This is a genomic window from Streptomyces cyslabdanicus (assembly GCF_052663305.1).
In genome coordinates this window covers 81,299-101,719 of record NZ_JBQRUW010000019.1, presented here as the reverse complement: position 1 = coordinate 101,719, position 20,421 = coordinate 81,299, and the positions used below count along the sequence as shown (strand labels likewise).

General features: G+C 73.3%; 25 protein-coding genes. 6 read left to right on the top strand and 19 right to left on the bottom strand.

Features of this window, described 5'->3' with window-relative positions:
• Positions 1-448: 448 nt before the first annotated feature.
• Together ACTYVM_RS13780 and ACTYVM_RS13775 are read left to right on the top strand one after the other, a co-directional pair.
• Positions 449-850: a DUF2795 domain-containing protein gene (locus tag ACTYVM_RS13780; protein WP_445526227.1), complete on the top strand. Its 402-nt coding sequence runs from the start codon at positions 449-451 to the stop codon at positions 848-850.
• Between the two features lie 125 nt (positions 851-975).
• Positions 976-1,518: a type 1 glutamine amidotransferase domain-containing protein gene (locus ACTYVM_RS13775; protein WP_445526226.1), complete on the top strand. Its 543-nt coding sequence runs from the start codon at positions 976-978 to the stop codon at positions 1,516-1,518.
• 48 nt (positions 1,519-1,566) lie between these two features.
• Here ACTYVM_RS13775 and ACTYVM_RS13770 read toward each other — a convergent pair whose 3' ends face one another.
• Positions 1,567-1,815 carry a DUF6158 family protein gene (locus tag ACTYVM_RS13770; RefSeq protein WP_400027721.1) on the bottom strand — a complete coding sequence of 83 codons (249 nt, stop codon included), beginning with the start codon at positions 1,813-1,815 and terminating at the stop codon, positions 1,567-1,569.
• A gap of 88 nt (positions 1,816-1,903) precedes the next feature.
• On the opposite strand from ACTYVM_RS13770, the gene ACTYVM_RS13765 reads away from it, so the two are divergent.
• Positions 1,904-3,019, top strand: a complete 1,116-nt coding sequence (locus ACTYVM_RS13765) for a baeRF2 domain-containing protein (protein WP_445526225.1) — start codon at positions 1,904-1,906, stop codon at positions 3,017-3,019.
• 24 nt (positions 3,020-3,043) lie between these two features.
• Here the strand turns inward: ACTYVM_RS13765 and ACTYVM_RS13760 are convergent, their stop codons facing one another.
• Positions 3,044-4,663, bottom strand: a complete 1,620-nt coding sequence (locus ACTYVM_RS13760; protein WP_445526224.1) for an ABC-F family ATP-binding cassette domain-containing protein — start codon at positions 4,661-4,663, stop codon at positions 3,044-3,046.
• A 42-nt stretch (positions 4,664-4,705) separates the two neighbouring features.
• Positions 4,706-5,359 carry a histidine phosphatase family protein gene (locus ACTYVM_RS13755; protein ID WP_445526223.1) on the bottom strand — a complete coding sequence of 218 codons (654 nt, stop codon included), beginning with the start codon at positions 5,357-5,359 and terminating at the stop codon, positions 4,706-4,708.
• Between the two features lie 215 nt (positions 5,360-5,574).
• Here ACTYVM_RS13755 and ACTYVM_RS13750 point away from each other — a divergent pair, with 215 nt between their 5' ends.
• On the top strand, positions 5,575-6,393 hold the full coding sequence (locus ACTYVM_RS13750; RefSeq protein WP_445526222.1) for a class I SAM-dependent methyltransferase: 819 nt from the start codon (positions 5,575-5,577) through the stop codon (positions 6,391-6,393).
• 49 nt (positions 6,394-6,442) lie between these two features.
• Here ACTYVM_RS13750 and ACTYVM_RS13745 read toward each other — a convergent pair whose 3' ends face one another.
• From ACTYVM_RS13745 to ACTYVM_RS13685, 13 genes are all read right to left on the bottom strand, one after another.
• On the bottom strand, positions 6,443-6,724 hold the full coding sequence (locus tag ACTYVM_RS13745) for a gas vesicle protein K (protein ID WP_400027585.1): 282 nt from the start codon (positions 6,722-6,724) through the stop codon (positions 6,443-6,445).
• Between the two features lie 2 nt (positions 6,725-6,726).
• The gene (locus tag ACTYVM_RS13740) at positions 6,727-6,909 is read right to left on the bottom strand and encodes a gas vesicle protein (protein ID WP_445526221.1); all 183 of its coding nucleotides are present in this window, start codon (positions 6,907-6,909) and stop codon (positions 6,727-6,729) included.
• Positions 6,906-7,664 (bottom strand): GvpL/GvpF family gas vesicle protein, encoded by a 759-nt coding sequence (locus ACTYVM_RS13735; protein WP_445526220.1) that lies wholly within the window; start codon positions 7,662-7,664, stop codon positions 6,906-6,908. The genes ACTYVM_RS13740 and ACTYVM_RS13735 overlap by 4 nt, the downstream gene beginning before the upstream one ends.
• On the bottom strand, positions 7,661-8,092 hold the full coding sequence (locus tag ACTYVM_RS13730) for a gas vesicle protein (protein WP_445526219.1): 432 nt from the start codon (positions 8,090-8,092) through the stop codon (positions 7,661-7,663). Before ACTYVM_RS13730 ends, ACTYVM_RS13735 begins: the two co-directional genes overlap by 4 nt.
• Entirely contained in the window at positions 8,089-9,186 is a 1,098-nt protein-coding gene (locus ACTYVM_RS13725) for an SRPBCC family protein (protein WP_445526218.1), read from the bottom strand. Before ACTYVM_RS13725 ends, ACTYVM_RS13730 begins: the two co-directional genes overlap by 4 nt.
• Positions 9,183-9,881 carry a DNA primase gene (locus ACTYVM_RS13720; RefSeq protein WP_445526217.1) on the bottom strand — a complete coding sequence of 233 codons (699 nt, stop codon included), beginning with the start codon at positions 9,879-9,881 and terminating at the stop codon, positions 9,183-9,185. Before ACTYVM_RS13720 ends, ACTYVM_RS13725 begins: the two co-directional genes overlap by 4 nt.
• Complete coding sequence (locus ACTYVM_RS13715; protein ID WP_445526216.1) at positions 9,878-10,177, bottom strand: gas vesicle protein GvpG; 300 nt, start codon at positions 10,175-10,177, stop codon at positions 9,878-9,880. Before ACTYVM_RS13715 ends, ACTYVM_RS13720 begins: the two co-directional genes overlap by 4 nt.
• Positions 10,178-10,181: 4 nt before the next feature.
• Positions 10,182-10,952, bottom strand: a complete 771-nt coding sequence (locus ACTYVM_RS13710) for a GvpL/GvpF family gas vesicle protein (protein ID WP_445526215.1) — start codon at positions 10,950-10,952, stop codon at positions 10,182-10,184.
• Positions 10,949-11,392: a gas vesicle structural protein GvpA gene (locus ACTYVM_RS13705; protein ID WP_445526214.1), complete on the bottom strand. Its 444-nt coding sequence runs from the start codon at positions 11,390-11,392 to the stop codon at positions 10,949-10,951. The genes ACTYVM_RS13710 and ACTYVM_RS13705 overlap by 4 nt, the downstream gene beginning before the upstream one ends.
• A 117-nt stretch (positions 11,393-11,509) precedes the next feature.
• Entirely contained in the window at positions 11,510-11,791 is a 282-nt protein-coding gene (locus ACTYVM_RS13700; protein WP_445526213.1) for a gas vesicle protein GvpO, read from the bottom strand.
• Positions 11,792-11,916: 125 nt separating this feature from the next.
• Positions 11,917-13,764: a transketolase gene (locus ACTYVM_RS13695; protein ID WP_445526212.1), complete on the bottom strand. Its 1,848-nt coding sequence runs from the start codon at positions 13,762-13,764 to the stop codon at positions 11,917-11,919.
• Positions 13,761-15,194 carry an NAD(P)/FAD-dependent oxidoreductase gene (locus ACTYVM_RS13690; RefSeq protein WP_445526211.1) on the bottom strand — a complete coding sequence of 478 codons (1,434 nt, stop codon included), beginning with the start codon at positions 15,192-15,194 and terminating at the stop codon, positions 13,761-13,763. Before ACTYVM_RS13690 ends, ACTYVM_RS13695 begins: the two co-directional genes overlap by 4 nt.
• Before the next feature lie 286 nt (positions 15,195-15,480).
• Entirely contained in the window at positions 15,481-16,014 is a 534-nt protein-coding gene (locus ACTYVM_RS13685) for a phage holin family protein (RefSeq protein ID WP_445526210.1), read from the bottom strand.
• Between the two features lie 125 nt (positions 16,015-16,139).
• Here ACTYVM_RS13685 and ACTYVM_RS13680 point away from each other — a divergent pair, with 125 nt between their 5' ends.
• Complete coding sequence (locus ACTYVM_RS13680) at positions 16,140-16,487, top strand: VOC family protein (protein WP_376407377.1); 348 nt, start codon at positions 16,140-16,142, stop codon at positions 16,485-16,487.
• Between the two features lie 119 nt (positions 16,488-16,606).
• Entirely contained in the window at positions 16,607-16,954 is a 348-nt protein-coding gene (locus tag ACTYVM_RS13675; RefSeq protein WP_400027566.1) for a DUF6204 family protein, read from the top strand.
• On the opposite strand, the gene ACTYVM_RS13670 is transcribed toward ACTYVM_RS13675, so the two are convergent.
• From ACTYVM_RS13670 to ACTYVM_RS13660, 3 genes are read right to left on the bottom strand one after another with little or no spacing between them, the layout of a single operon-like run.
• Entirely contained in the window at positions 16,932-17,477 is a 546-nt protein-coding gene (locus ACTYVM_RS13670) for a GNAT family N-acetyltransferase (RefSeq protein ID WP_445526209.1), read from the bottom strand. The genes ACTYVM_RS13675 and ACTYVM_RS13670 overlap by 23 nt on opposite strands.
• 55 nt (positions 17,478-17,532) lie before the next feature.
• On the bottom strand, positions 17,533-18,456 hold the full coding sequence (locus tag ACTYVM_RS13665) for a S66 peptidase family protein (protein WP_445526208.1): 924 nt from the start codon (positions 18,454-18,456) through the stop codon (positions 17,533-17,535).
• Positions 18,453-20,417, bottom strand: coding sequence for a prolyl oligopeptidase family serine peptidase (locus ACTYVM_RS13660; RefSeq protein ID WP_445526207.1), 1,965 nt, complete (start codon positions 20,415-20,417; stop codon positions 18,453-18,455). The genes ACTYVM_RS13665 and ACTYVM_RS13660 overlap by 4 nt, the downstream gene beginning before the upstream one ends.
• Positions 20,418-20,421: the final 4 nt, after the last annotated feature.

Genomic DNA, 20,421 nt, shown 5'->3' with positions numbered 1-20,421 from the left:
CTGCCCCGCGACGCCATGCACGCACTCTCGCCGCACCGGGCCCTGACCCAAGTACATCCAGTACGAGGGCCAGGGCCCGGCACGCCGAGAGCACGCACCTGACGCCGCGAGGCCCGCCCTCCGGGCGGACGACGGGAGTTTGACGACAGGACCTAGGGCCGGCGGTTGACGGCACGGGTTCGTGCCCTTCGCTGCCATCACAGCCGCCGGTGTCGCGGGCCGCGCGCGGCCCGGCCCCATTCGCGGCACACCGGCGACCTATCGGGTGACCGCTCCCGTTCGGGCGGCGCCGCCGACCCGAAGACCCTGCCCGATCAGCGCTCCCGAACACCCCGCCGCTGCGCGGCAGGACACCGGCCGCCCCGGGTGTCATCCCTTCCGGGAAAACCGGTGTCGGCTCCCCGCGCACGGGTACGCGGTGGCCACCCCCGACGATCTGGAGCAAGACATGCAGCGAGGCAGTGACCGGCTGAGTGTCCACCGTGACGACGAGATGAAGCACGAGCTGAAGGGGCTGCTCAGGTCCGGCCATCCCACGCGGAGCGAGGAGTGGCACGACCCGGAGCCGACCGCCGAGGACGACCCTGAGGTGTGGGGCGGCCCGGTGGCGCCGGGCGGTTCCCGGGCGTCCCTGGAGACCGTCCGCCTGGAGCTGGCCAGGATCCTGGGCCGCAGCGCCTTTCCCGCGGGTCCGGGCGAGCTGACCCGCGAACTGCGGCGCAAGAACGCGCCCGACGCGCTGATCGAGGCGCTCGAGCGGCTGCCGCACAAGGCGCGCTACGTCAATGTGCAGGAGCTGGCCCGGGAACTGACACACACCGAGCGGCCCGTGAGGGAGGAGCGCCCCTAGGCCCGCGCCCGGGGGCGCCGCGGACGACCTCTCACGGTACGGCCGCGACGCCCCCGCCGGGGCGGGGTCGGTGCCCGGCGTGACGGCCGAATCGGTGAAGGGCGACGAAAGGACGTTGACGCATCATGCGCATTGCATTTCTGACCGCGCCCGAGGGCGTGGAACAGGTCGAGCTCACCGAGCCGTGGAAGGCGGTGAAGGGTGCCGGTCACGAGCCCGTGCTCGTCTCGACGAAGTCCGGCCTCGTCCAGGCCTTCGACCACCTGGACAAGGCCGACACGTTCCCCGTGGGCGCGGTCGTCGGCGAGTCGTCCCCGGACTCCTACGACGCACTGGTCCTGCCGGGCGGCGTGGCCAACCCGGACTTCCTGCGGCTGGACGAGAAGGCGGTGGCTTTCGCGGGGGCGTTCTTCGAGCAGGGGCGTCCGGTGGCCGCGATCTGCCACGCGCCGTGGACGCTGATCGAGGCGGACGTGGTACGGGGCCGGGTGCTGACCTCGTGGCCGAGTCTGCGCACGGACATCCGCAACGCGGGCGGCATCTGGGTCGACGAGCAGGTGAAGATCTGCGACCACGGCCCGAACCAGCTGATCACCAGCCGCAAGCCGGACGATCTGAAGGCGTTCTGCGCGGCGCTCCTCGACGTCCTCACCCAGAAGGCGGACTGAGCCTCCGGCGTCCGGAAGGTCCGCGTGAGGATGCTCGCGTGAGAGTGCTCAGGTGCGGGGAGTCGCCGACGCCCCGCATCCGCGTTCCCGGGCTCCCTCGCGGGTGCGGCCGGCGGCGACCGGGCGGCGCGGGTTGCGGCGCAGATACTCGCCCTCGAGTTTCGCCATGCGCTCGTTGTGGGCGCGCAGCGCGTCGTTCGAGCCGTACAGCAGCGTGTCGTGGCGCGTGCGGTGGATCGTCTCCAGCTCCTTCATCAGCTGCTGGTCGTCCAGCCGTCCCGGGTCGACTCCGGTCATCGTGGTGCCCCGTTCGTCGTGTTCGTACCTGCGGTCCGGGTACCCGCCCGGCGTGCGGCACCACCGAACGGTCTCTGGGGAGGGAGCCATGGATCTCGCCTTTCTCCATCCACTGTACGAACAGCCCGGTCCCTGGGCCTCCGTGTACGTCGACACCTCGCGGCACGCGGAGGACACGGCCCACCGGCTGGAGCTGACGGCCCGGGCCCTGGGGCGCGAGCTGGCGCGGCACGGCGCGGACGAGGCGACCTGCCGGGCGGTGGAGGAGGCCGTGAAGGAGCTCGGCCACGTCCCCGGTCCGCACGGGCGGGTGCTGTTCGCGCGGAATGGGTCCGTCGTGCTCGACCCGCTGCTGGCCCGTCCGCCGCAGGACGGCAGCCGGGCACAGTGGGCGCCGCTGCCGCGCGTGGCGCCGCTGCTGGATCTGGCGGGCGAGGATCCGATCGCGATCGTCGCGTACGTCGACCGGCGGGGCGCGGACTTCGAGCTGCGCAGCTCGCTGGGCGGGGAGGACGCGGGGACGGTGGTGGGGCTGGAGTGGCCCGTCCACCGGACGGTGAGCACGGACTGGGCGGAGCGGCAGTTCCAGCTGAAGGTGGAGAACACCTGGGAGCACAACGCGGTGGAGATCGCCGACGCGCTCAGCGTCTGCCAGGAGGAGACGGATGCCGACCTGCTGATCCTGGTGGGGGACGAACGGGAGCGGCGCGAGGTGCGCGGGCGGCTGCCGAAACGGCTGCACGACCGCGTGGCGCAGGCCGCCCACGGCACCGGCGGCAGACTGCCGGACGAGGACGTGGAGCGGATCCGCGCCCAGCACGTGCACCAGCGCGTCGAGAGCGGCCTTGACCGGTTCCGGGCGGCCCGGACACCGGACGACGAGGGCCGCTCCGGGGCCGCCGAGGGGGTGTCCGCGCTGGTGGAGGCGGCCCGCGAGCACCGTCTTGAGGAACTGCTGATCCGCCCGGACGGCGCCGACGCCCACCGCGAGGTGTGGATCGGCGAGGACGCCGACCAGCTGGCCGTGCGGCGTACGGAGCTGAGGACCCTCGGCGAGGGGAACTCCTGGCCCGCCCGGGCGGACGACGCCCTGCTCCGCTCGGCGGTCTGCCAGGGCGCGAGGGCCCTGTCCCTGGTGCCGGCGGCCCCCGCCGGTGACGACGTGCCGAGGGGCGGACTGGGCGCCGTCCTGCGCTGGAAGTGAGCGGGATCCGGCGGCGAGCGGGCGTTACCGCGCCCGCCGCACCCGCCGTTCGTCCCACACCGGCTCGGGGGTCTCGCGGACCCTGCCGTCACTGCCGAAGACCAGGTAGCGATCGAAGGAGCGGGCGAACCAGCGGTCGTGGGTGACCGCGAGGACCGTGCCCTCGAAGGCCTCCAGGCCTTCCTGGAGGGCCTCGGCGGAGTCCAGGTCCAGGTTGTCGGTCGGCTCGTCCAGGAGCAGGGCGGTGGCGCCCGCCAGCTCGAGCAGCAGGATCTGGAACCGGGCCTGCTGCCCGCCGGAGAGCCGGTCGAAGGTCTGTTCCGCCTGCCCGGTCAGTTCGTAGCGGCGCAGCCGGGACATGGCCGCGCCACGGTCCTGGGAGTGCTCCTTCCACAGGATGTCCAGCAGGGTGCGGCCCACCAGTTCGGGGTGTGCGTGGGTCTGGGCGAAGTGCCCGGGAACCACCCGCGCGCCGAGCTTCCACGCGCCGGTGTGCGCCACGTCCTCGCCGGCCAGCAACCGCAGAAAGTGGGACTTGCCGGAGCCGTTGGAGCCGAGCACGGCGACGCGTTCGCCGTAAAAGACCTCCAGGTCAAAGGGTTTCATCAGGCCGGTCAGCTCCAGGCCCTGGCAGGTGACGGCCCGGACGCCGGTGCGTCCGCCCTTCAGGCGCATCCGGATGTCCTGCTCGCGCGGCGGCTCCGGCGGCGGGCCGGCCTCCTCGAACTTGCGCAGCCGGGTCTGCGCGGCCTGGTAGCGAGAGGCCAGTTCATGGCTGACGGTGGCGGCCTGCCGCAGGTTCAGCACCAGCTTCCTCAGCTGCGCGTGCTTCTCGTCCCAGCGCCTGCGCAGCTCCTCGAAGCGGGCGAAGCGCTCACGCCGGGCCTCGTGGTAGGTGGCGAAACCGCCGCCGTGCACCCAGGCGTCGGCACCGGCCGGACCGGGTTCGAGGGAGACCATCCGGTCGGCGGCGCGGGCGAGGAGTTCACGGTCGTGGGAGACGAACAGCACCGTCTTGCGGGTCTCCCTCAGCCGCTCCTCGAGCCAGCGCTTGCCGGGCACGTCGAGGTAGTTGTCCGGTTCGTCGAGCAGCAGTACCTCGTCCGTGCCGCGCAGCAGCGCCTCCAGCACCAGCCGCTTCTGCTCGCCGCCGGACAGGGTGTGCACCTGCCGCCACTGCGCCCTGTCGTAGGGCACGCCGAGCGCGGCCATGGTGCACATGTCCCACAGCGTCTCGGCCTCGTAGCCGCGTGCCTCCGCCCAGTCGGCCAGCGCCTGCGCGTACTGCAGCTGGGCGGCCTCGTCGTCGACGGTCATGATGGCGTGCTCGGCCGTGTCGACGGCCCGCGCGGCCTGTCTCACCCGCGGGGGCGCGACCGACACGAGCAGGTCGCGCACGGTCGTCTCGTCCCGCACCGACCCCACGAACTGCCGCATCACACCGAGGCCGCCGCTGACGGTCACGGTGCCACCGTGCGGCTTCAGCTCGCCGGAGGCCAGGCGGAGCAGGGTGGTCTTGCCGGTGCCGTTGGGTCCGACGAGGGCCACGGCGGCCCCCTCGCCCACCCGGAAGGACACATCGCCGAGCAGCGGTCTCCCGTCGGGGAGGTCGTACTCGAGGTGCGCGGCTTCCAGATGTCCCATGGTCAGGCATTGTGGCGGCCGCCGCACGAGCTGGGCAAACCCTTATCCGAAGTCCACGGGCCGTCCCGCCGGGCCGCTCTCCCGCGCCGGGGTGACGACCGCGTCCGCCCACGTCAGGGCCGTCCATCCGGTGCCGACCGAACCCTGGAGGACCACCACGCCGGTGTTCTCCAGGGGGTGGGTGGCGGCGAACTCCGCGTCGAGGTTGCGGGCGCGGACCGCGGTCCACAGGCGGATGGCCGCGCCGTGACTGACCAGGGCGACGGTTCCGGCGCGGTCCGCGGCGGCCTCGGCGACGACGGCGTTGTAGCGGGCCAGCACCTCGGTGCCGCTCTCGCCGCCGGGCATGCGCGTGCGGGTGTCACCGTCGGCCCAGGACAGCAGCGTACGCATGTAGAGCTGTCCACGCTCGGAGTCGCCCGGCTCCGTCTCCAGGTCGCCCGCGGACACTTCGCGGATGCCGTCGCGGACGATCACGTCGAGTCCCTGGGCGGCGGCCAGGGGCCCGGCGGTGAGCTGGGTGCGGACCAGCGTGGAGGCGTAGAGCGCTTCGATGTCCTCGCCGGCCAGGGCCCGCGGCAGCGCCGCGGCCTGCCGCTCGCCGAGCCCGGTCAGACCCGGCCCGGGGATCCGCGTGTCCAGCAGGTGGCCCACGTTGGAGGGGGTCTGGGCGTGGCGGATGAGGAGCAGACGCATGCGAAGGGTCCCTACGACGGCCGGTGCCGCCCCGCGCGCACAAGAAACGGCGAGTTCAGGGTAGCGGCCCCGGCATGAGCCCCGGCCACGGGCCCGGCACCCGGATGTCCACATTCTGAAACCGGGGTCTCACCATACGGCATGAAGGCGTACCGTGATCCTCACCGCCCGGGGCCGCGGGCCCGCGGGCTCAGGGGACGAGAAGGGGTACCGCCATGCCGAAGCAGGAGACGGCCGTCTACACGCACGGGCACCACGAGTCCGTGCTGCGTTCGCACACGTGGCGCACCGCCGCCAACTCCGCGGCCTACCTCCTCGGCTCCCTCCAACCGCACATGAGGATCCTCGACATCGGCTGCGGGCCCGGCACCATCACCGCCGATCTGGCGGAGCTGGTCCCGCAGGGGCACGTCACGGGTGTCGACCGGGCGCCCGGCGTCCTGGAGCAGGCACGGGCCACGGCCGCCGGGCGGGGCCTGACCAACGTCGACTTCGCGGTGGCCGACGTCCACGCCCTCGACCACCCCGACGACACGTTCTGCGTCGTCCACGCCCACCAGGTGCTCCAGCACGTGGGCGACCCCGTGCAGGCGCTGCGCGAGATGCGGCGGGTGACGAGGCCGGGCGGGTACGTCGCCGTCCGCGACGCGGACTACGCGGCGATGACCTGGTACCCGAACGTGCCGGGTCTTGACGACTGGCTGGACCTCTACCGGCGGGTCGCCCGTGCCAACGGCGGCGAACCGGACGCCGGACGCCGGCTGCGGTCCTGGGCACTGGCGGCCGGCTTCACCGACGTCACGGCCACCTCCGGCACCTGGACCTACGCCACCGAGGAGGAGCGCGCCTGGTGGAGCGGGCTCTGGGCCGACCGCACCCTGGCCTCGGCGTACGCCGAGCGCGCCGTCGCGGTCGGACACGCGACCGAGGAGCGGCTGCGGGCCGTGTCGGCGGCATGGCGGGAGTGGGGCGAGCGGCCCGACGGATGGTTCGCCGTCCTGCACGGAGAGGTCCTGTGCCGCAAGGAAGCCTGATCCCCGCTGCCCGGCTTCCGGTCCGGGATCCCTTCGGGACCGCCGTGCCTCACTCGCGGGGAAGCAGGGGTCCCAGCGGTCCGAGGTCCAGGTTCAGGTCCTCGGGCCGCAGTCCGTAGCGGTCGCGCAGCTCGCCCATGCGGTCCTCCAGGAGCATGAGCGTGAGGCCGATCCGCTCCTCCTGCTCCTCGCTCAGGTCCCCCTCGTCGAAGCGGCGCAGCGCCTGCCGCTCCATGAGCTGGCGCAGCAGCTCCACCACGGTGAGCACGAGTTTCACCAGGTCCCGCTCGACGGTGTCGGGTTCCAGATCCAGGTGCTTGCGCCGGGCCACGGCTATTCCTCGAAGGGCGAGGGCACGTGCGTGTTCACCGAGCTGATCAGCGCGTTCAGGTCGATGCGGACGAGGTCCACGTCGGCGATGCGCAGGGTGACGTCCCCGGTGATGACGACACCGCCGGCGAGCAGCCGGTCGAGCAGGTCGACCAGGGCGATCTCACGGCGTTCGACGACCGTCATGTCTCCTCCCCCGCGAAGGAGTACGCCGCCCAGGGCCCGGTGAGTTCCACGCGCAGCCCCGGCACGTCGTCCTTCGTACGGTCGACGAGCTCCACGAACTCCTCGGAGTCGCCGCGCGGCACCAGGTAGGCGGCGTTGAGCACGTTCCGCCCCGCCGCGGCGGCGAGGGAGGGGTGCTGCGGGGCGTGCAGCCGGGACTCCTCGGCGAAGCCGGAGAGCTGCTCGTGCAGCCGGGTCGCGAAGGTCTCCGCCTTCTGCCACAGGTCCTCGCCCGCCCGGGTCTCCTGCCGCCGCTGCCGCAGGTAGTCCCGGCCCGAGGCGGCCCTGGGCACGGGCTGCGGGGTCTGCTGGGGCTGCTCGGTCTCGGCGTAGATCTTCACGCCCCACTCCACGCGCCCCTCCAGCCGGTCCAGGGTGCGGCGGATGTGGTCCTCGCGGGCCTCGATCATCGAGCGGACGGCGCTGTCGTCCCGGAAGACGGTGGCCAGCCTGAGCGGCAGCGGTGTGGTGACGACGGTCAGCGCGTCGATGACACCCTGGTGGGCTCGGGCGGTGGCGGCGAGCCAGTCGAGGTCCTCCAGATGGGCGCGCAGCGGCTCCTCCGCGAAGTCACGCTCGGGCACCTCGCTGACGACGGCGACCAGACCGTGGTGGTTGAGCTGCTTGGCCGGGGCACCCCCCACCCCGGTCAGCTGCGCCTGGAGGGGCGCGCCGAGTGGCCGGCAGACGGCGTAGACGTACCGCAGTCCGGTCATGGTGCCTCCTTGCGAGCGCGGTCCTCACCCACGCGGTCCTCATCCACACGGTCCTCATCCACGCGGTCCTGGTCCACGCGGCCCCGGTCCAGGCGTTCCGGCTCCGGGCGGCCACGATCCAGCTCCAGCTCCTCCAGTCGCGCCAGCCGCTCGCGCAGCTCCGCGTTCTCCCGGGCGAGTTCGTCGCGGCGGGCACGGGAGGAGAGTGCCGGGTCGCTCTCCCACCAGTCGATACCCATCTCCTTGGCCTTGTCGACCGAGGCGACGACGAGCCGGAGCTTGACGGTGAGCAGCTCGATGTCGAGCAGGTTGATGCGGATGTCGCCCGCGATGACGATGCCCTTGTCGAGCACGCGCTCGAGGATGTCGGCGAGGTTGGCCCCGCCGCTCGGGCCGTACGGTTCGGGCAGCCGGCTGGGCGTCGTCATCGGCGGCCCCCGCCCTCGGCGTACTCGTGGTCGGGTTCCTCTTCCTCTTCCTCCTCGCCCTCGGGCTCTTCCTCGTCCCGGGGCTCGTACTCCTCGTCCTGCTCGTCCTCCCCGTCTTCTTCCTCTTCCTCCTCGTCCTCGTACTCGCCGTTCTCCTCCTCGGCGTACGGGCCCTCCTCCTCGTCCTCGTGGCCGGCCTCCTCCTCGGCCACCGCGTCCTCGTGGCTGCGGACGACCTCGCCGTCCTGGATCTCACCGCGCCAGCTGTCCTCGGCCTCTCCCTTGAGAGTGATGAAGCGGACGTAGTTCTTCAGGTCCAGCCGGGTGCGGCGGCCCTGGGCCCGCCAGATGTTGCCGGTCTTCTCGAAGAATCCGCTCGGGTAGTACTCCATGACCAGCAGGATCCGGGTGAGGTTCTCGTCGAGCCGGTGGAAGGAGACGACGCCCTTCGTGGTGCCCTTCGCGCCCTCCGACGTCCACCGGATGCGGTCGTCGGGCAGCTGCTCGGTGGTGTGGGCCTTCCAGCTGCGGCTGGACCACAGCACCTTCAGCTGCCAGTCGGAGGTGGTGTCGTCGGCGCGGCTCGCGCTCTTGACGCCCTTGGCGAAGGTGCTGAAGTCCTGGAACTGGGTCCACTGGTCGTAGGCGGTGCGCAGCGGCACGCCGACGTCGACGGACTCGATGATGACGGTGGGCTTGTTGCCCCCGCCGCGCTTGCGCTTGGCCCCACCACCGCCGCCGAGGTTCTTCAGCACGCCCATGACGCTGTCCTTGGCGCGGGAGGCGCCCAGCTCCAGGACCGAGCGCACCGGGCCCTTGCCCTCGGCGAGCTTGCGACCGGCGTCGAGGGCGAGCCTGGCGAATCCCGGGGTGTTGCCCTCGGCGATGTCGTTGAGCATGCCGGTGGTCTCGCCGAGCTTGTGGCCGAAGCCGACCAGCAGCCGCTGGGCCTGGGCGGCGAGGTAGTCCTGGGCCTCGGCCTTGAGCCGGTCGGCGGCCTCGCTGTGGGCCAGGTCCCCCAGCGGGGTGTCCTTCGCCGCGCCGCGCGCCGCGCCGCCGGCCGCGGAGGTCGCGGTCCCGAGGGTCTCGGTCATCGGTCACCACCGCCCTTCGGCCGCCGGGAGCGGGCAGCGCGGTGCGTGTCGCCGGCGGCGGCCGTCTTCTTCGTGGCCGTCCCGCGGGTCGCGGTCTTCTCCGCCGCCGCCTTCTTGCCGGGAGCCTTCTTGGCGGGGGCCTTCCTCGCGGGAGCCGTCCTCCCGGGGGCCTTCCTCGTGGGGGCCTTCCTCGCCGCCTCCTTCCGGGCCGGCCCGCGCCGGTCCCCTGCCGCCTCCCCTTGACCCTCCTCGGCCTCGCGGCCTTCCCGGTCCTCGTAGTCGTCCTCGTACTCGTCCTCGCGTTCGCGCTCGTCCTCGCGCTCGTCCGGGTGAGCGTCCTCCCCCTCGGCCTCCTCGTCCGTGCCCGGCTGCGGCACGACGCCGGCGAGTTCGTCGCGGATCTGCGCGGTCCGCCCGTGCAGCCGGTCGGCGAGCGCGTTCATCTGCCGTTCGGCCACGGCCCCCGAGGCCGCCTTGCCCACACCCTTCAGATCCTCACGCAACTGGTCGCCGATCTCCTTGAGCTGCGGGTTGTTCGCCAGTTGCTGCTCGACGAGCTGTGCGATCCCGCCCGGACCGAGGTTCAGCTTCTTGCCGGCCACCAGGCTGCCCACCGTGAGGGCGAGTTTCGCCTTCTTGGTCCGTCCCAGGAGGTAGCCGGCCCCTATCGCGAGACCCAGTCCCACTTTGTTCATGGTGCCGTCCCCTCGCCTGTCCCCCCGCCTGTCCACTCACCCGTCCCCTCGCCCGTCCCGGCGGCTGAGCGCAGGCCGGTCTCCAGCCGGTCCAGCAGTTCGTCCTCCCGGCGGTCGAACTCCTCGCCGCTGATCTCGCCCGCCTCCAGCTTCTCCTCGAGTCGGGCCAGTTCGGCCTGTATCGCCGCCGGGTCGTAGTAGATGCGCTCGGCTTCGCGCAGTACCTGCCGGATCGCCCAGGCGCTTCCGCGCGCCGGTGCGAACGGCAGCAGCAGCACTTCGGAGATGAGTCCCATGACGTCACCCCGTTCCTGTGTCGGCTCCGGCCGTGGTGCTCGCGGGCTCGGCGGGGCCGGGTTCGACGAAGCTGTACGGCGGGAGCGGGCCGTTGATGCGCAGTTCGAGGTGGGGCAGGTCCTTGCGGGCCTGTTCGGCGGCGGTCACGAAGTCCTCGGTCGCTTCCCGGTCCACCAGGAACGAGGCGTTGACCAGCCAGCCGGTGGACGGGGGGCCGTCGCTGACCGCGGCCGCGTACGGTTCGAGGGCGTGCACGATCGCGCGGGCGTCGTCGGCCTCGCGGGTCTGCACGGCGGCCGCGACCAGCTCCCCGAGCCGGAGTTTGGCGTCGTAACCTCCGCCGCCGGAGCGCCGGTTGGCCTCCGCCAGCGACCGGATCTCGGGGTTCTCGGCCATCACGCGGTGCAGTACCGCGTCCTCGACGTGGTGACCCTTGACGTTGTACTCGACCTTGCCCTCCAGCGCCCGCAGCCGCTCGCGGTAGTGCTCGGCACGCTCGGTGAGCACGCCGGTGACGGCGGCGTCGTCCGGGGCGACGCTGCCGAACCGCATCGGCAGCACGCAGCCGGTCGCACCGGCCTCGCTGAGCACGGCCTGGTGGGCGAGCAGGTCCCGCCGTTTGGGCCGCAGCCCCTCGGGCGCGTCGCTGACGACCGCGGCCAGTTCGCCCGCCTCCAGCACGCGCACCGGGCGGGCCGGCTCGCCCACCCCGCCCAGATCCCGCGGCAGGGACGGGTGCGAGGCCGCGGTGATCGCGTAGACGTACGTGCTCACTCCCGCTCCTCCTTCCGCCGGGCCGGCCCGGTCCTACGGGGCCTCGGCCGCTCCCCGGCCTCACCCGCGCGCTCGCCCGCGTGCTCCTGGCGGCCCTGCTGGAAGGCGTCGGAGACGGTCTGCGCGGCGCCGGACAACGCCCCCTTCGCCTTGCCGCGCGCGCCGGACTCGGTGACCTCTCCGACCAGGTCGGGCAGGCCCGGCGCCCGGTGCGGGCCGGCCTCCAGGTCCAGCCGGTTGCAGGCCTCGGCGAAGCGCAGGTAGGTGTCGACGCTGGCGACGACGACCCGCACGTCGATCTTCAGGATCTCGATGCCGACCAGGGAGACCCGCACGAACGCGTCGATCACCAGCCCCCGGTCGAGGACGAGTTCCAGTACGTCGTACAGGCCGCTGCTGCCGCCTGCGCCGCCGGACGTCTGTGCCGGGACAACGGTCATGCCACCGGGCCTCCTCACCCGCATAAGTCTGTGTAGGTGTGCGTAGGTCTGTGCCCTGCGGGCCGCGTCCGCGCACGGGGTCTGCGGGTGCCTCCCGTGCCCGGGGCCGTGGCCGCTCTAGCCGCCGCCGGGGCGGCGGGCGTCGGCGCGGCCGCGTTCGTAGCGGTGCAGGCGCCGGTAGCCGGTCAGCTGCCCCCGCGGGTCGAGCGCGACCCGGTAGCTCGCCATGAGGCTCATGGTGTCCGGCACCCGGGCCAGCTCCACGACCTCGACCTCCAGCGACCAGCCGTCCTCCGTCTGCTCGAAGGACGTCACGGACTCCGCGGTCAGCCCGGTCAGCTCGGCGAACTGGGCCCGCGCCTCACGCAGCACCTCCGCGGTGTTGTCTTGCTCCACCATGGCCACCTCTTCCCCCTCGGGTGGCCGCAGGCTCCACGGCCAAACCTGGGCATAAACGGGCATCACTCACACATCGCTTCGAACCTCCTGGAACCCGCCGGTGCGCACCGTGCGCGCCTCGTCGCTCACCGCACGACCGCTTCCTCCACCAGCAGCCGCGCCGCGGCCACGATCGACTCGGCGTCGATGCCCGCGGCATGCAACTGCTCGGCGGGTGAGGCGGAGCCCGGCATCACCCGCACGGCCAGCCGCACCAGGCGCGGCACCGGGCGTCCGTCGGTGAACGCGTCGAGCACGGCGTCGCCGAGGCCGCCCTCGGCGTGATGGTCCTCCACGGTGAGCAGGCAGCCGGTGTCCTCGGCGGCCTTGCGGAGCGTGTCCCGGTCGACCGGCTTGATGGAGTACAGGTCGATCACGCGGACCGCGACGCCGTCCCGGCCGAGGGTGGCGGCGGCGGCGAGCGCCTCGTGCAGGGTGACGCCCGCGGCGACGACGGTCAGCCGGTCCTGTGCTGAGGAGCGCGGCACCTTGCTGCCGCCGACGGGGAAGTCCTCCCCGGGCCCGTAGAGCACCGGGCTCTCCCCGCGCGAGGTGCGCAGGTAGCGGACGCCCTCCAGGTCGGCCATCCGCGCGACGAGCTGCGCGGTCTGGTTGGCGTCGCACGGGTAGAGCACGGTCGAGCCGTGGACGGCGCGCATCATCGCCAGGTCCTCCAGGCCCATCTGGCTGGGCCCGTCCTGTCCGATCGCCGTGCCCGCGTGGGAGCCGTTGAGGTTGATCCCGGAGCCGCTGACGGAGGCCATCCGCACGAAGTCGTGCGCGCGGGTCAGGAAGGCCGCGAACGTCGACGCGTACGGCACCCAGCCGCGCCGGGCCATTCCGACGGCGGCGGCGACCATCTGCTGTTCGGCGATATAGCACTCGAAGTAGCGCTCGGGGTGTTCCTTGGCGAAGAACTCCGAGCGGGTGGAGTCGCCGACCTCACCGTCGAGGGCCACGACGTCGCCGCGCGCGGTGCCGAGCGCGGCGAGCGCCTGGCCGTAGGCGTCGCGGGTGGCGGCCTTTTCGCCCCGGGCCCAGCGGGGCAGTTCGAGGTTGCCGTCGCCCACGGCGTGCAGCGAACGGGCGGAGCGCGGCTCGTGCACGTGGACGCGGATGTCGCGGACGCCGCCGAGTTCCTCGACCGCCTCGTCGGGGTGCTTCAGTGGCTTGCCGTGCAGTCCCTCACGGTTCTCGGCCTCCTTGACGCCTTTGCCCTTGAGGGTGCGGGCGATGATCGCGGTGGGCTGCCCCTTGGTGGAGACCGCCTCGCCGTAGGCGCGGTCGACGGCGTCCAGGTCGTGGCCGTCGATCTCGATCGTGTGCCAGTCGAAGGCGCGGAAGCGGCGGGCGTAGGCGTCCAGGTCGTGGCCGTGGCGGGTGGGGCCGCGCTGGCCGAGCCGGTTGATGTCGAGGATCACGGTCAGGTTGTCCAGGTGCTCGTACCCGGCGTGCTCGGCGGCCTCCCAGATCGAGCCCTCGGCCAGCTCGCTGTCCCCGCACAGCACCCACACGCGGTAGTCGGCGTGGTCCAGCCGCTTGCCGGTGAGCGCGATCCCGACGCCGATGGGCAGGCCCTGTCCGAGGGATCCGGTGGCGGTCTCCACCCACGGCAGCCGTCGCGGGGTGGGGTGCCCTTCCAGGCGGCTGCCCAGCTTGCGGAAGGTGAGCAGTTCCTCGTCGTCGATGGCGCCCGCCGCCTTGTAGGCGGAGTACAGCAGCGGGGAGGCGTGTCCCTTGGACAGGACGAAGCGGTCGTTGCCGGGGTGCTCGGGTCGGCCGAAGTCGTAGCGGAGGTGGTTCGCGAGCAGGACCGCCATGAGGTCGGCGGCGGACATGGAGGACGTGGGGTGCCCGGAGCCCGCCGCGGCGGCGGCGCGCACACTGTCGACGCGCAACTGCTGGCCGAGTTCGACGAGTTCGTCGGTGTTCATGAGTCTCCCTCCGCGGGTATGTCGTCCGCCTTGACCGGACCGGGGGCGGGATGGGACCCGCCGCGCCCGGCGTCGGTCCGCGCTGCCGGTCCGGACGCGGCCGTCGTCCTCGCCTGCGGCTCGGGTCCGCCCGGTACGCGGGCCAGCTCCGGGGAGGCCGTGTCCAGGGGCACGGACCAGGACCGTACGAGGCCCAGCTGGACGGACTGGCGCGGCAGTACCGCGTCCAGCAGCCAGTCCGCGGCCACCCGGACGCGGTTTCCGGGCATCGCCGCGAGGTGGTAGGCGCGGGTGACCGCGCCGGCCACCGGCCCGGACAGTGGGACACCGAACGGGTCGGCGGCGGCCTGCGCACCGCCCAGGTCCACGACGAAACCCAGATCGCGGTGGCGGTAGGGGCGGCGCTCGCCGACGCCGAGCGAGGCGGCGACGTTGACCGCGGCCGCCTTGCCCTGCCGCCAGGCGTGCTGGGCGGTCATCGGGGTGCACCGGCCGGGTTTGTCCAGGTCGGGGACGGCGGCCGCGTCCCCGCACGCGAACACCTCCGGCCGCCCCGGCACCTGGAGGAAGGGGTCGACGACGAGCCGGCCCCGCTCCAGCGGCTGCCCGGTGTTCTCCACCAGCGGGTCGGGCCGTACGCCGACGCACCACACGAGGGTGCGGCTGCGGACGAACTCGCCGTCCGTCAGCAGCACCCCTTCGTGCGTGGCCTCCTGCACGGAGGTGCCCATGCGCACCTCGACGCCCCGCCGCCGCAGCACGCGGTCGGCGGTGGCCGAGAGCCGTTCGTCCAGCTCGGGCAGCACACGGGGCGCGATGTCCAGCAGCAGCCAGCGCGGCCGGATCCCCCGCCGGGGCGGGTGCCGGCGCACCAGCGAGTCGGTGAACATCTTCCCGTGCGCGGCGACCTCGGTGCCGGTGTAGCCGGCGCCCACGACGACGAACGTGCAGCGGTCCGTGCAGGTCTCGGGGTCGTCGTCGGCGCCGGCCAGTTCGATCTGGCGGGTCACGTGGTCCCGCAGGTACAGGGCCTCGGGCAGGCCGCGGAAACCGTGCGCGTGCTCGGTGACTCCGGGGATCGGCAGCAGTTTGTTGACACTGCCGACGGCGAGCACCAGCCGGTCGTAGGCCAGCGTGCCCTCGCCGCCCTCGGGGTCGGTGTAGCGCACGGTGCGCCCGTCCAGGTCGATGCCGTCGGCCTCGCCGAGGACCAGCCTTACGTGGCGCAGCGCGCCGGCGAGGGAGACGGCGGCCCGGCGCGGCTCCAGGAGGCCCACGGCGACCTGGGGCAGCAGAGGCAGGTACAGGAAGTAGTCGGTCGGGTTCAGCAGGGTGATGTCGGCCTTGCCCCGGGACATCCTCGACAGGGTCCGGGCCGCGCGGTAGCCGGCGAATCCGGCACCGACGATCACGATGCGGGGTCGACTCACGGTTCGCCTCCGGCGCGGTCGTGTACGTCGTATTCCTGGTACAGGTGGTGGGGGTGGTGCGGGACTTCCCGCGTCCCCTCGGCCTGCTCACCCAAACTTCCGCCGACACCGGATCGGCCGCCGCGCCCGCCGTGACGGCACCAGGCGGGGACGAGGACAGGGGCGGGCGCCCGCCGCCCGGGAGGGCGAGCGGACGCCCGGTGTCATGTCACGCTCCAGCAGCAGAGGACACGGAGTTCCGGCAGCGCGGAACGTGGAGTTCCGGCTGCGGGATCGCGGCGGGGTGTCAGGCCCGGCGGTCCGTTCCGGGGTCGGTCTCCCCGGGATGTTCCGGCCCGGCGGCCGGAGGCGGGGGCGGCACCGGCGGTACGGGAGGGTACGCCGCATCCGCCGCCCTGCCGGTCGCGCCCGCCGCCCGGCCCGCGGCACCCGACGACGTGCCGGTGCCGCCCGCCGGCGGGACGCCCCTGCCCTGTCCGGGCGCGAGGCCCGTGCCGTGCTCCGGCACGTGCCGCGTGTGCCGCGACGCCGACGGCCGGGCCGCCTCGCGCAGCGCGTAGGCCGCCGCGCCCAGGATGACCGCGGTGACCAGTGCGGCGGCCCAGCCGGGCAGGCCGATCGCGAGGGCCAGCCCCACGGTGAGTGCGAGGGCCGCGCCCGCGTACAGGGCGACGGCGCCGGACGCGGCGTACAGCGCGGCGGTGCGACGCTGCCTGCGGGTCTGCTCGCGCAGTTCGTCGCGCACCGTCTCACGCGCCACCTGCGCCAGCTCGTCGACCAGTTCCTTGTCCAAGTGCTCCAGGTGATCCAAGCCCTTCATGCGGCGCGGGTACCCGCGCAGGCGTACGCATAACACCGTCCGAGGATGTGGCGGAGGGGGTGGGCGTCACGGGCGATCCGGTGAAACGATCTCCTCGCCAGGCGGCCCCAACTACGCTCGTGCGCATGGAGATTCTGGGAACCACCCTGCGCGTCTGCGTCAACGATCTGGACACCGCCGTCCCGTTCTACGAAGGTCTCGCGGGTGCCAGAGCTCTCCGCTTCGAGCAGGGCGGCGTCCAGGTGGCCGCGGTCGGCTGCTTCCTGCTGATGAGCGGCCCCGAGTCGCAGCTGGAGGTGCTGCGCAAGGTCACGGCGACGATAGCCGTGGAGGACGTCGACGAGGCGCACCGGGTGCTGACCGGGCTCGGCGCGCACATCGTCGCCGGGCCGGTCCCGACACCGGTGGGCCGCAACCTGATCGCCCTGCACCCGGACGGGACGGTGTACGAGTACATGGACCGCCGGGGCTGAGCGGGCCCGGCGCTGTGCGGGCACGGCGATATTCCGTGGTCGGCGCGTCGCGGGCGCCGTAGAGTCGGCCGGTCACCCCCTGTGGCCCCTGGCCGAGCACGGAGAAGTACGGAGAGCCGATGAGCGAGCAGCACACCTACCGGGTGATCGTCCGGGGCACCTGGGACGCACTGACCGACGAGGCACGGGAACGGCTGCGCGCGCAGGCGGGCGAGCACGGCATGCTCAGCATGCGGTTCACCGAGGAGGGCTCGCTGTCGTACGAGCCGTCCCCGCTGAAGCACTTCTCGATGCGCTACGTCGTGGTATGCGACGCGGAGGACGGCGAGGAGATGGCGGCCGCGATCGCCGAGGACCGCGCGGAGAGCGCCCTGCGCGGCCTCGGATACGGCTTTCGTGACCTGCGGTCGACGGTGACGGACCTGGACACCATGAAGGTCAACTTCAAGCGCGCGTCTCGGCGGTGAGCGCCCACCGCTCGTGGTCGCGCCAGGCCCCGTCGATGAAGAGCATGTCCGGCGAGAAGCCCTCCAGGCGGAAGCCGCAGGCGCGGGCCAGCGCGATCGAGGCGGTGTTGAGCGGCTGGACGTTGATCTCCAGCCGGTGCAGCCGCATCGGGCCGAAGGCGTAGCCGATGACGAGGTCGAGGCCCTCGCGCATCAGGCCGCGCCCGGCGGCGTGCGCGAAGGCGCCGTAGCCGAGCGCGCCACACCGGAACGCGCCGTGCACGATGTTGTTGATGTTGACGAACCCGGCGAGGGCACCGGTGTCCCTCTCGCAGACCAGGAAGCCTGCCTTAGCCGGGTCCTCGATCAGCCGCCGGGCGTAGGTGGTGTACGCCTCGGCCGTGGCCGGCGGGAAGAGCCACGGGCGGTGCAGCTCCTCGCTCTCGCGGACCCGGGCGGTGAACTCGGCGCCGTCCTCCTGGGTGAAGGGCCGGATCCCCACGCGGGGCCCTTCGGCGACGTAGTGGACTGCGGTGTGCGGCATGCCGTCACCCTACGCGCGGCGCGCGCCCGGCCACCCCGCGGTCGGCGCAGGACGGTCAGCGCAGGGCGGGTTCGTCGAGCGTCAGCGTGCCCGCGTCGGCGTCGAGTTCGGCCATGACACCGAAGGGGACGGTCACCGCGCCCTCGCAGTGCCCGAAGCCGAACTCCTCGGCGACGGGCACCCCGAGTCCGCCGAGCCGGTCGGCGAGCAGGGCCCGCACCCGGTCGGGGGTCTCGCAGTCCTTCCAGGACCCGAGCAGCACCCCGCGCACCCCGTCGAACCAACCGGCGCGCAGCAGCTGGGTGAGGTACCGGTCCAGACGGTAGGCCTCCTCGCCCACGTCCTCCAGGCACAGCAGCCCCCCGGCCGCGCCGGGCCGCGCGTGCGGCGTGCCGAGGTCGGCGGCGAGCAGGGCCAGACAGCCGCCGAGGGTGACGCCGCGGGCCCGCCCGGGGACCAGGGCCGGGCCGCCGGAGACGAGGGAGCGGACCGTCTCGGGCGCGAACAGGGTCGCCCGCAGGTGCCGCTGCGCCCGGTCGTTCTTGACGAAGTCGACCCCGGCGGCCATCGGCCCGTGCAGCGTGACCAGGCCCAGCCTGGTGGCGAACGCCTCGTGCAGCGCGGTGATGTCGCTGAAGCCGACGAACACCTTCGGTCTGGCCGCCCGCATGGCCTCCCAGTCGAGCAGGTCCACCATGCGCTGGGCGCCGTAGCCGCCGCGGGCGCACAGCACCGCGTCCACCGACGGATCGCACCAGGCGCCCTGAAGGTCGGCGGCGCGGTCGCGGTCCGTGCCCGCCAGGTAGTCGAACGTGCCGTGCCGGGCCGTCACGTGCGGCGCCACCACCGGATCCAGGTCCCAGCCGCGCAGCACGTCCAGGCCGGCCTGCAACCGCTCCTCGGGCACGGGCCCGCTGGGCGCGACGACGGCCACGCGCGCGCCGGGAGCGAGCCGGGTGGGGCGGGCGAGTTCCTTCACGTGCCGAGCTCCAGGGTCGGGATGCCGGCCGGGTCCAGGCCGAAGACCTGAGCGTACAGCGACAGCTCCGCCTCGAGGGCCCGCACCATGGTGTCGGCCCGGCGGAAGCCGTGCCCCTCACCCTCGAACGCGAGGTACGCGTGCGGCAGCCGCCGACCGGCCAGCCGGGCGAGGAACCGCTCGCACTGGGCCGGCGGGCAGATCACGTCGTCCAGGCCCTGGAGCAGCAGGAACGGAGCCGTGATTTGGTCCGCGTGCTCGGCGGGCGAGCGCTCCGCGTACCGGCCGGGCACCTCGGCGAGCGGTCCGACCAGGGACTCCAGGTACTGCGACTCGAAGTCGTGGGTCTCCCCCGTGCCCCAGCCGGTCAGGTCGAGGATCGGGTAGATGATCGTGCCGCAGGCGTAGACGTCGGTCGTGGCCAGGGAGGCCGCAGTGGTCCAGCCGCCCGCACTGCCGCCCCGGATCGCCAGCCGCGAGCGGTCGGCGGTGCCCTCGTCGGCGAGGGCGAGCGCGACCGCCGCGCAGTCCTCGACGTCGACGACGCCCCACTGCTCGCGCAGCCGGTCGCGGTACTCGCGGCCGTACCCGGTGGATCCGCCGTAATTGACCTCGGCGACGCCGATGCCCCGCGAGGTGAAGTAGGCGATCTCCAGGTCGAGCACGAGGGGCGCACGGCTGGTGGGTCCGCCGTGCGCCCACACGACGTACGGCGGCAGTTCGCCGTCGGGCGCCGCGCATTCGGGGTGGTGCGGCGGATAGATGTGGGCGTGGATCTCCCGGCCGTCCGGCCCCGTGAAGGTGCGGGTCCGGGGCTCGGGGTAGTACGCGGGGTCGACCGGGTCCTCGTGCGCGGCGCCGATCACCCGTGTCCGGCCCGTCCGGGTGTCCAGCTCGACGACCTCGTACGCGCTGCGGGGGCCTGCGGCCACCGCGACGACCCGGTCGCCGTGCACCGCCGGCGACGCGTCGAACTCGGTCCAGGGGCCCGCCGCGTCGACGACCTCGCCCGTCTCCGGGTCGAGCACGCCGAGGGCGGTGGCGCCACGCCCGTGCACGACCGCGACCAGACCGCAGTCCAGCGGCGCGAACCAGCGCTGGCCCAGCTTCCACAGCGGGCCGCCGAACTCCTCCTCGCGGACGCACAGCGGCTTACCGTCGCGGTAGAGGTTCCACCAGCCGCCGCGGTCGCTCGCGTACAGCAGCGAGCCGTCGGCGGCCCAGTCCGCCTGGGCGATGGACTCCTCGGGGCCGCCGGCCACCGTCCGGGGCGTGCCGAGTGAGCCGTCCGCGCGCACCTGGGCCACCAGCAGTTCCGTGCCGTCCCAGGGCATCCGCGGATGGTCCCAGGCCAGCCAGGCCGCTTGCCGCCCGTCGGGCGAGAGCCGGGGGCCAGTCACGAACCGGTGCCGGTCGTCGGTGAGTTCGCGTACCGCGGCCCGGTCGTCGGCGGCCGAGCCGTCCAACGGCACGGCGGCGAGAACACGCCGCACGTCGGTGGGGGCCTCCCCGGTGAACTCCTCGAGCACGCACCACACCTCGCCGTGTTCCAGGCGCAGTTGGGGTTCGGCCCAGCGCAGTCCGCCGCCCACCGCCGAGAGCGGGCTGAGCGGGCGCGGCTCGCCGCCGGGCTCGTACCGGTACAGGCGCTGGTCGGCGAAGTTCACGAACACCAGCAGCGGCACGCCGTCCACGACGGCTCCGGCCCAGGGACGGCCGCCGTACTCGATGACGCGGCTGCGCACGTTCCACGGTGCGGGCAGCACCGTGGACCGCGAGCCGTCGGCGAGCCGCCGTACCAGCGCCCGGCGTCCGCCCTCGGCGGGCCGCGGCTCGGTCCACCACACCTCGTCGCCGACGAATTCCGGGAACTCCGGCCTGCCGTCGTGTGCGGCGGCGAGGGCCGCGTCGACGGGCGAGGGCCAGGAGCCGCAGGGCAGGATGCGCACGTTTTCCCCCATGGGT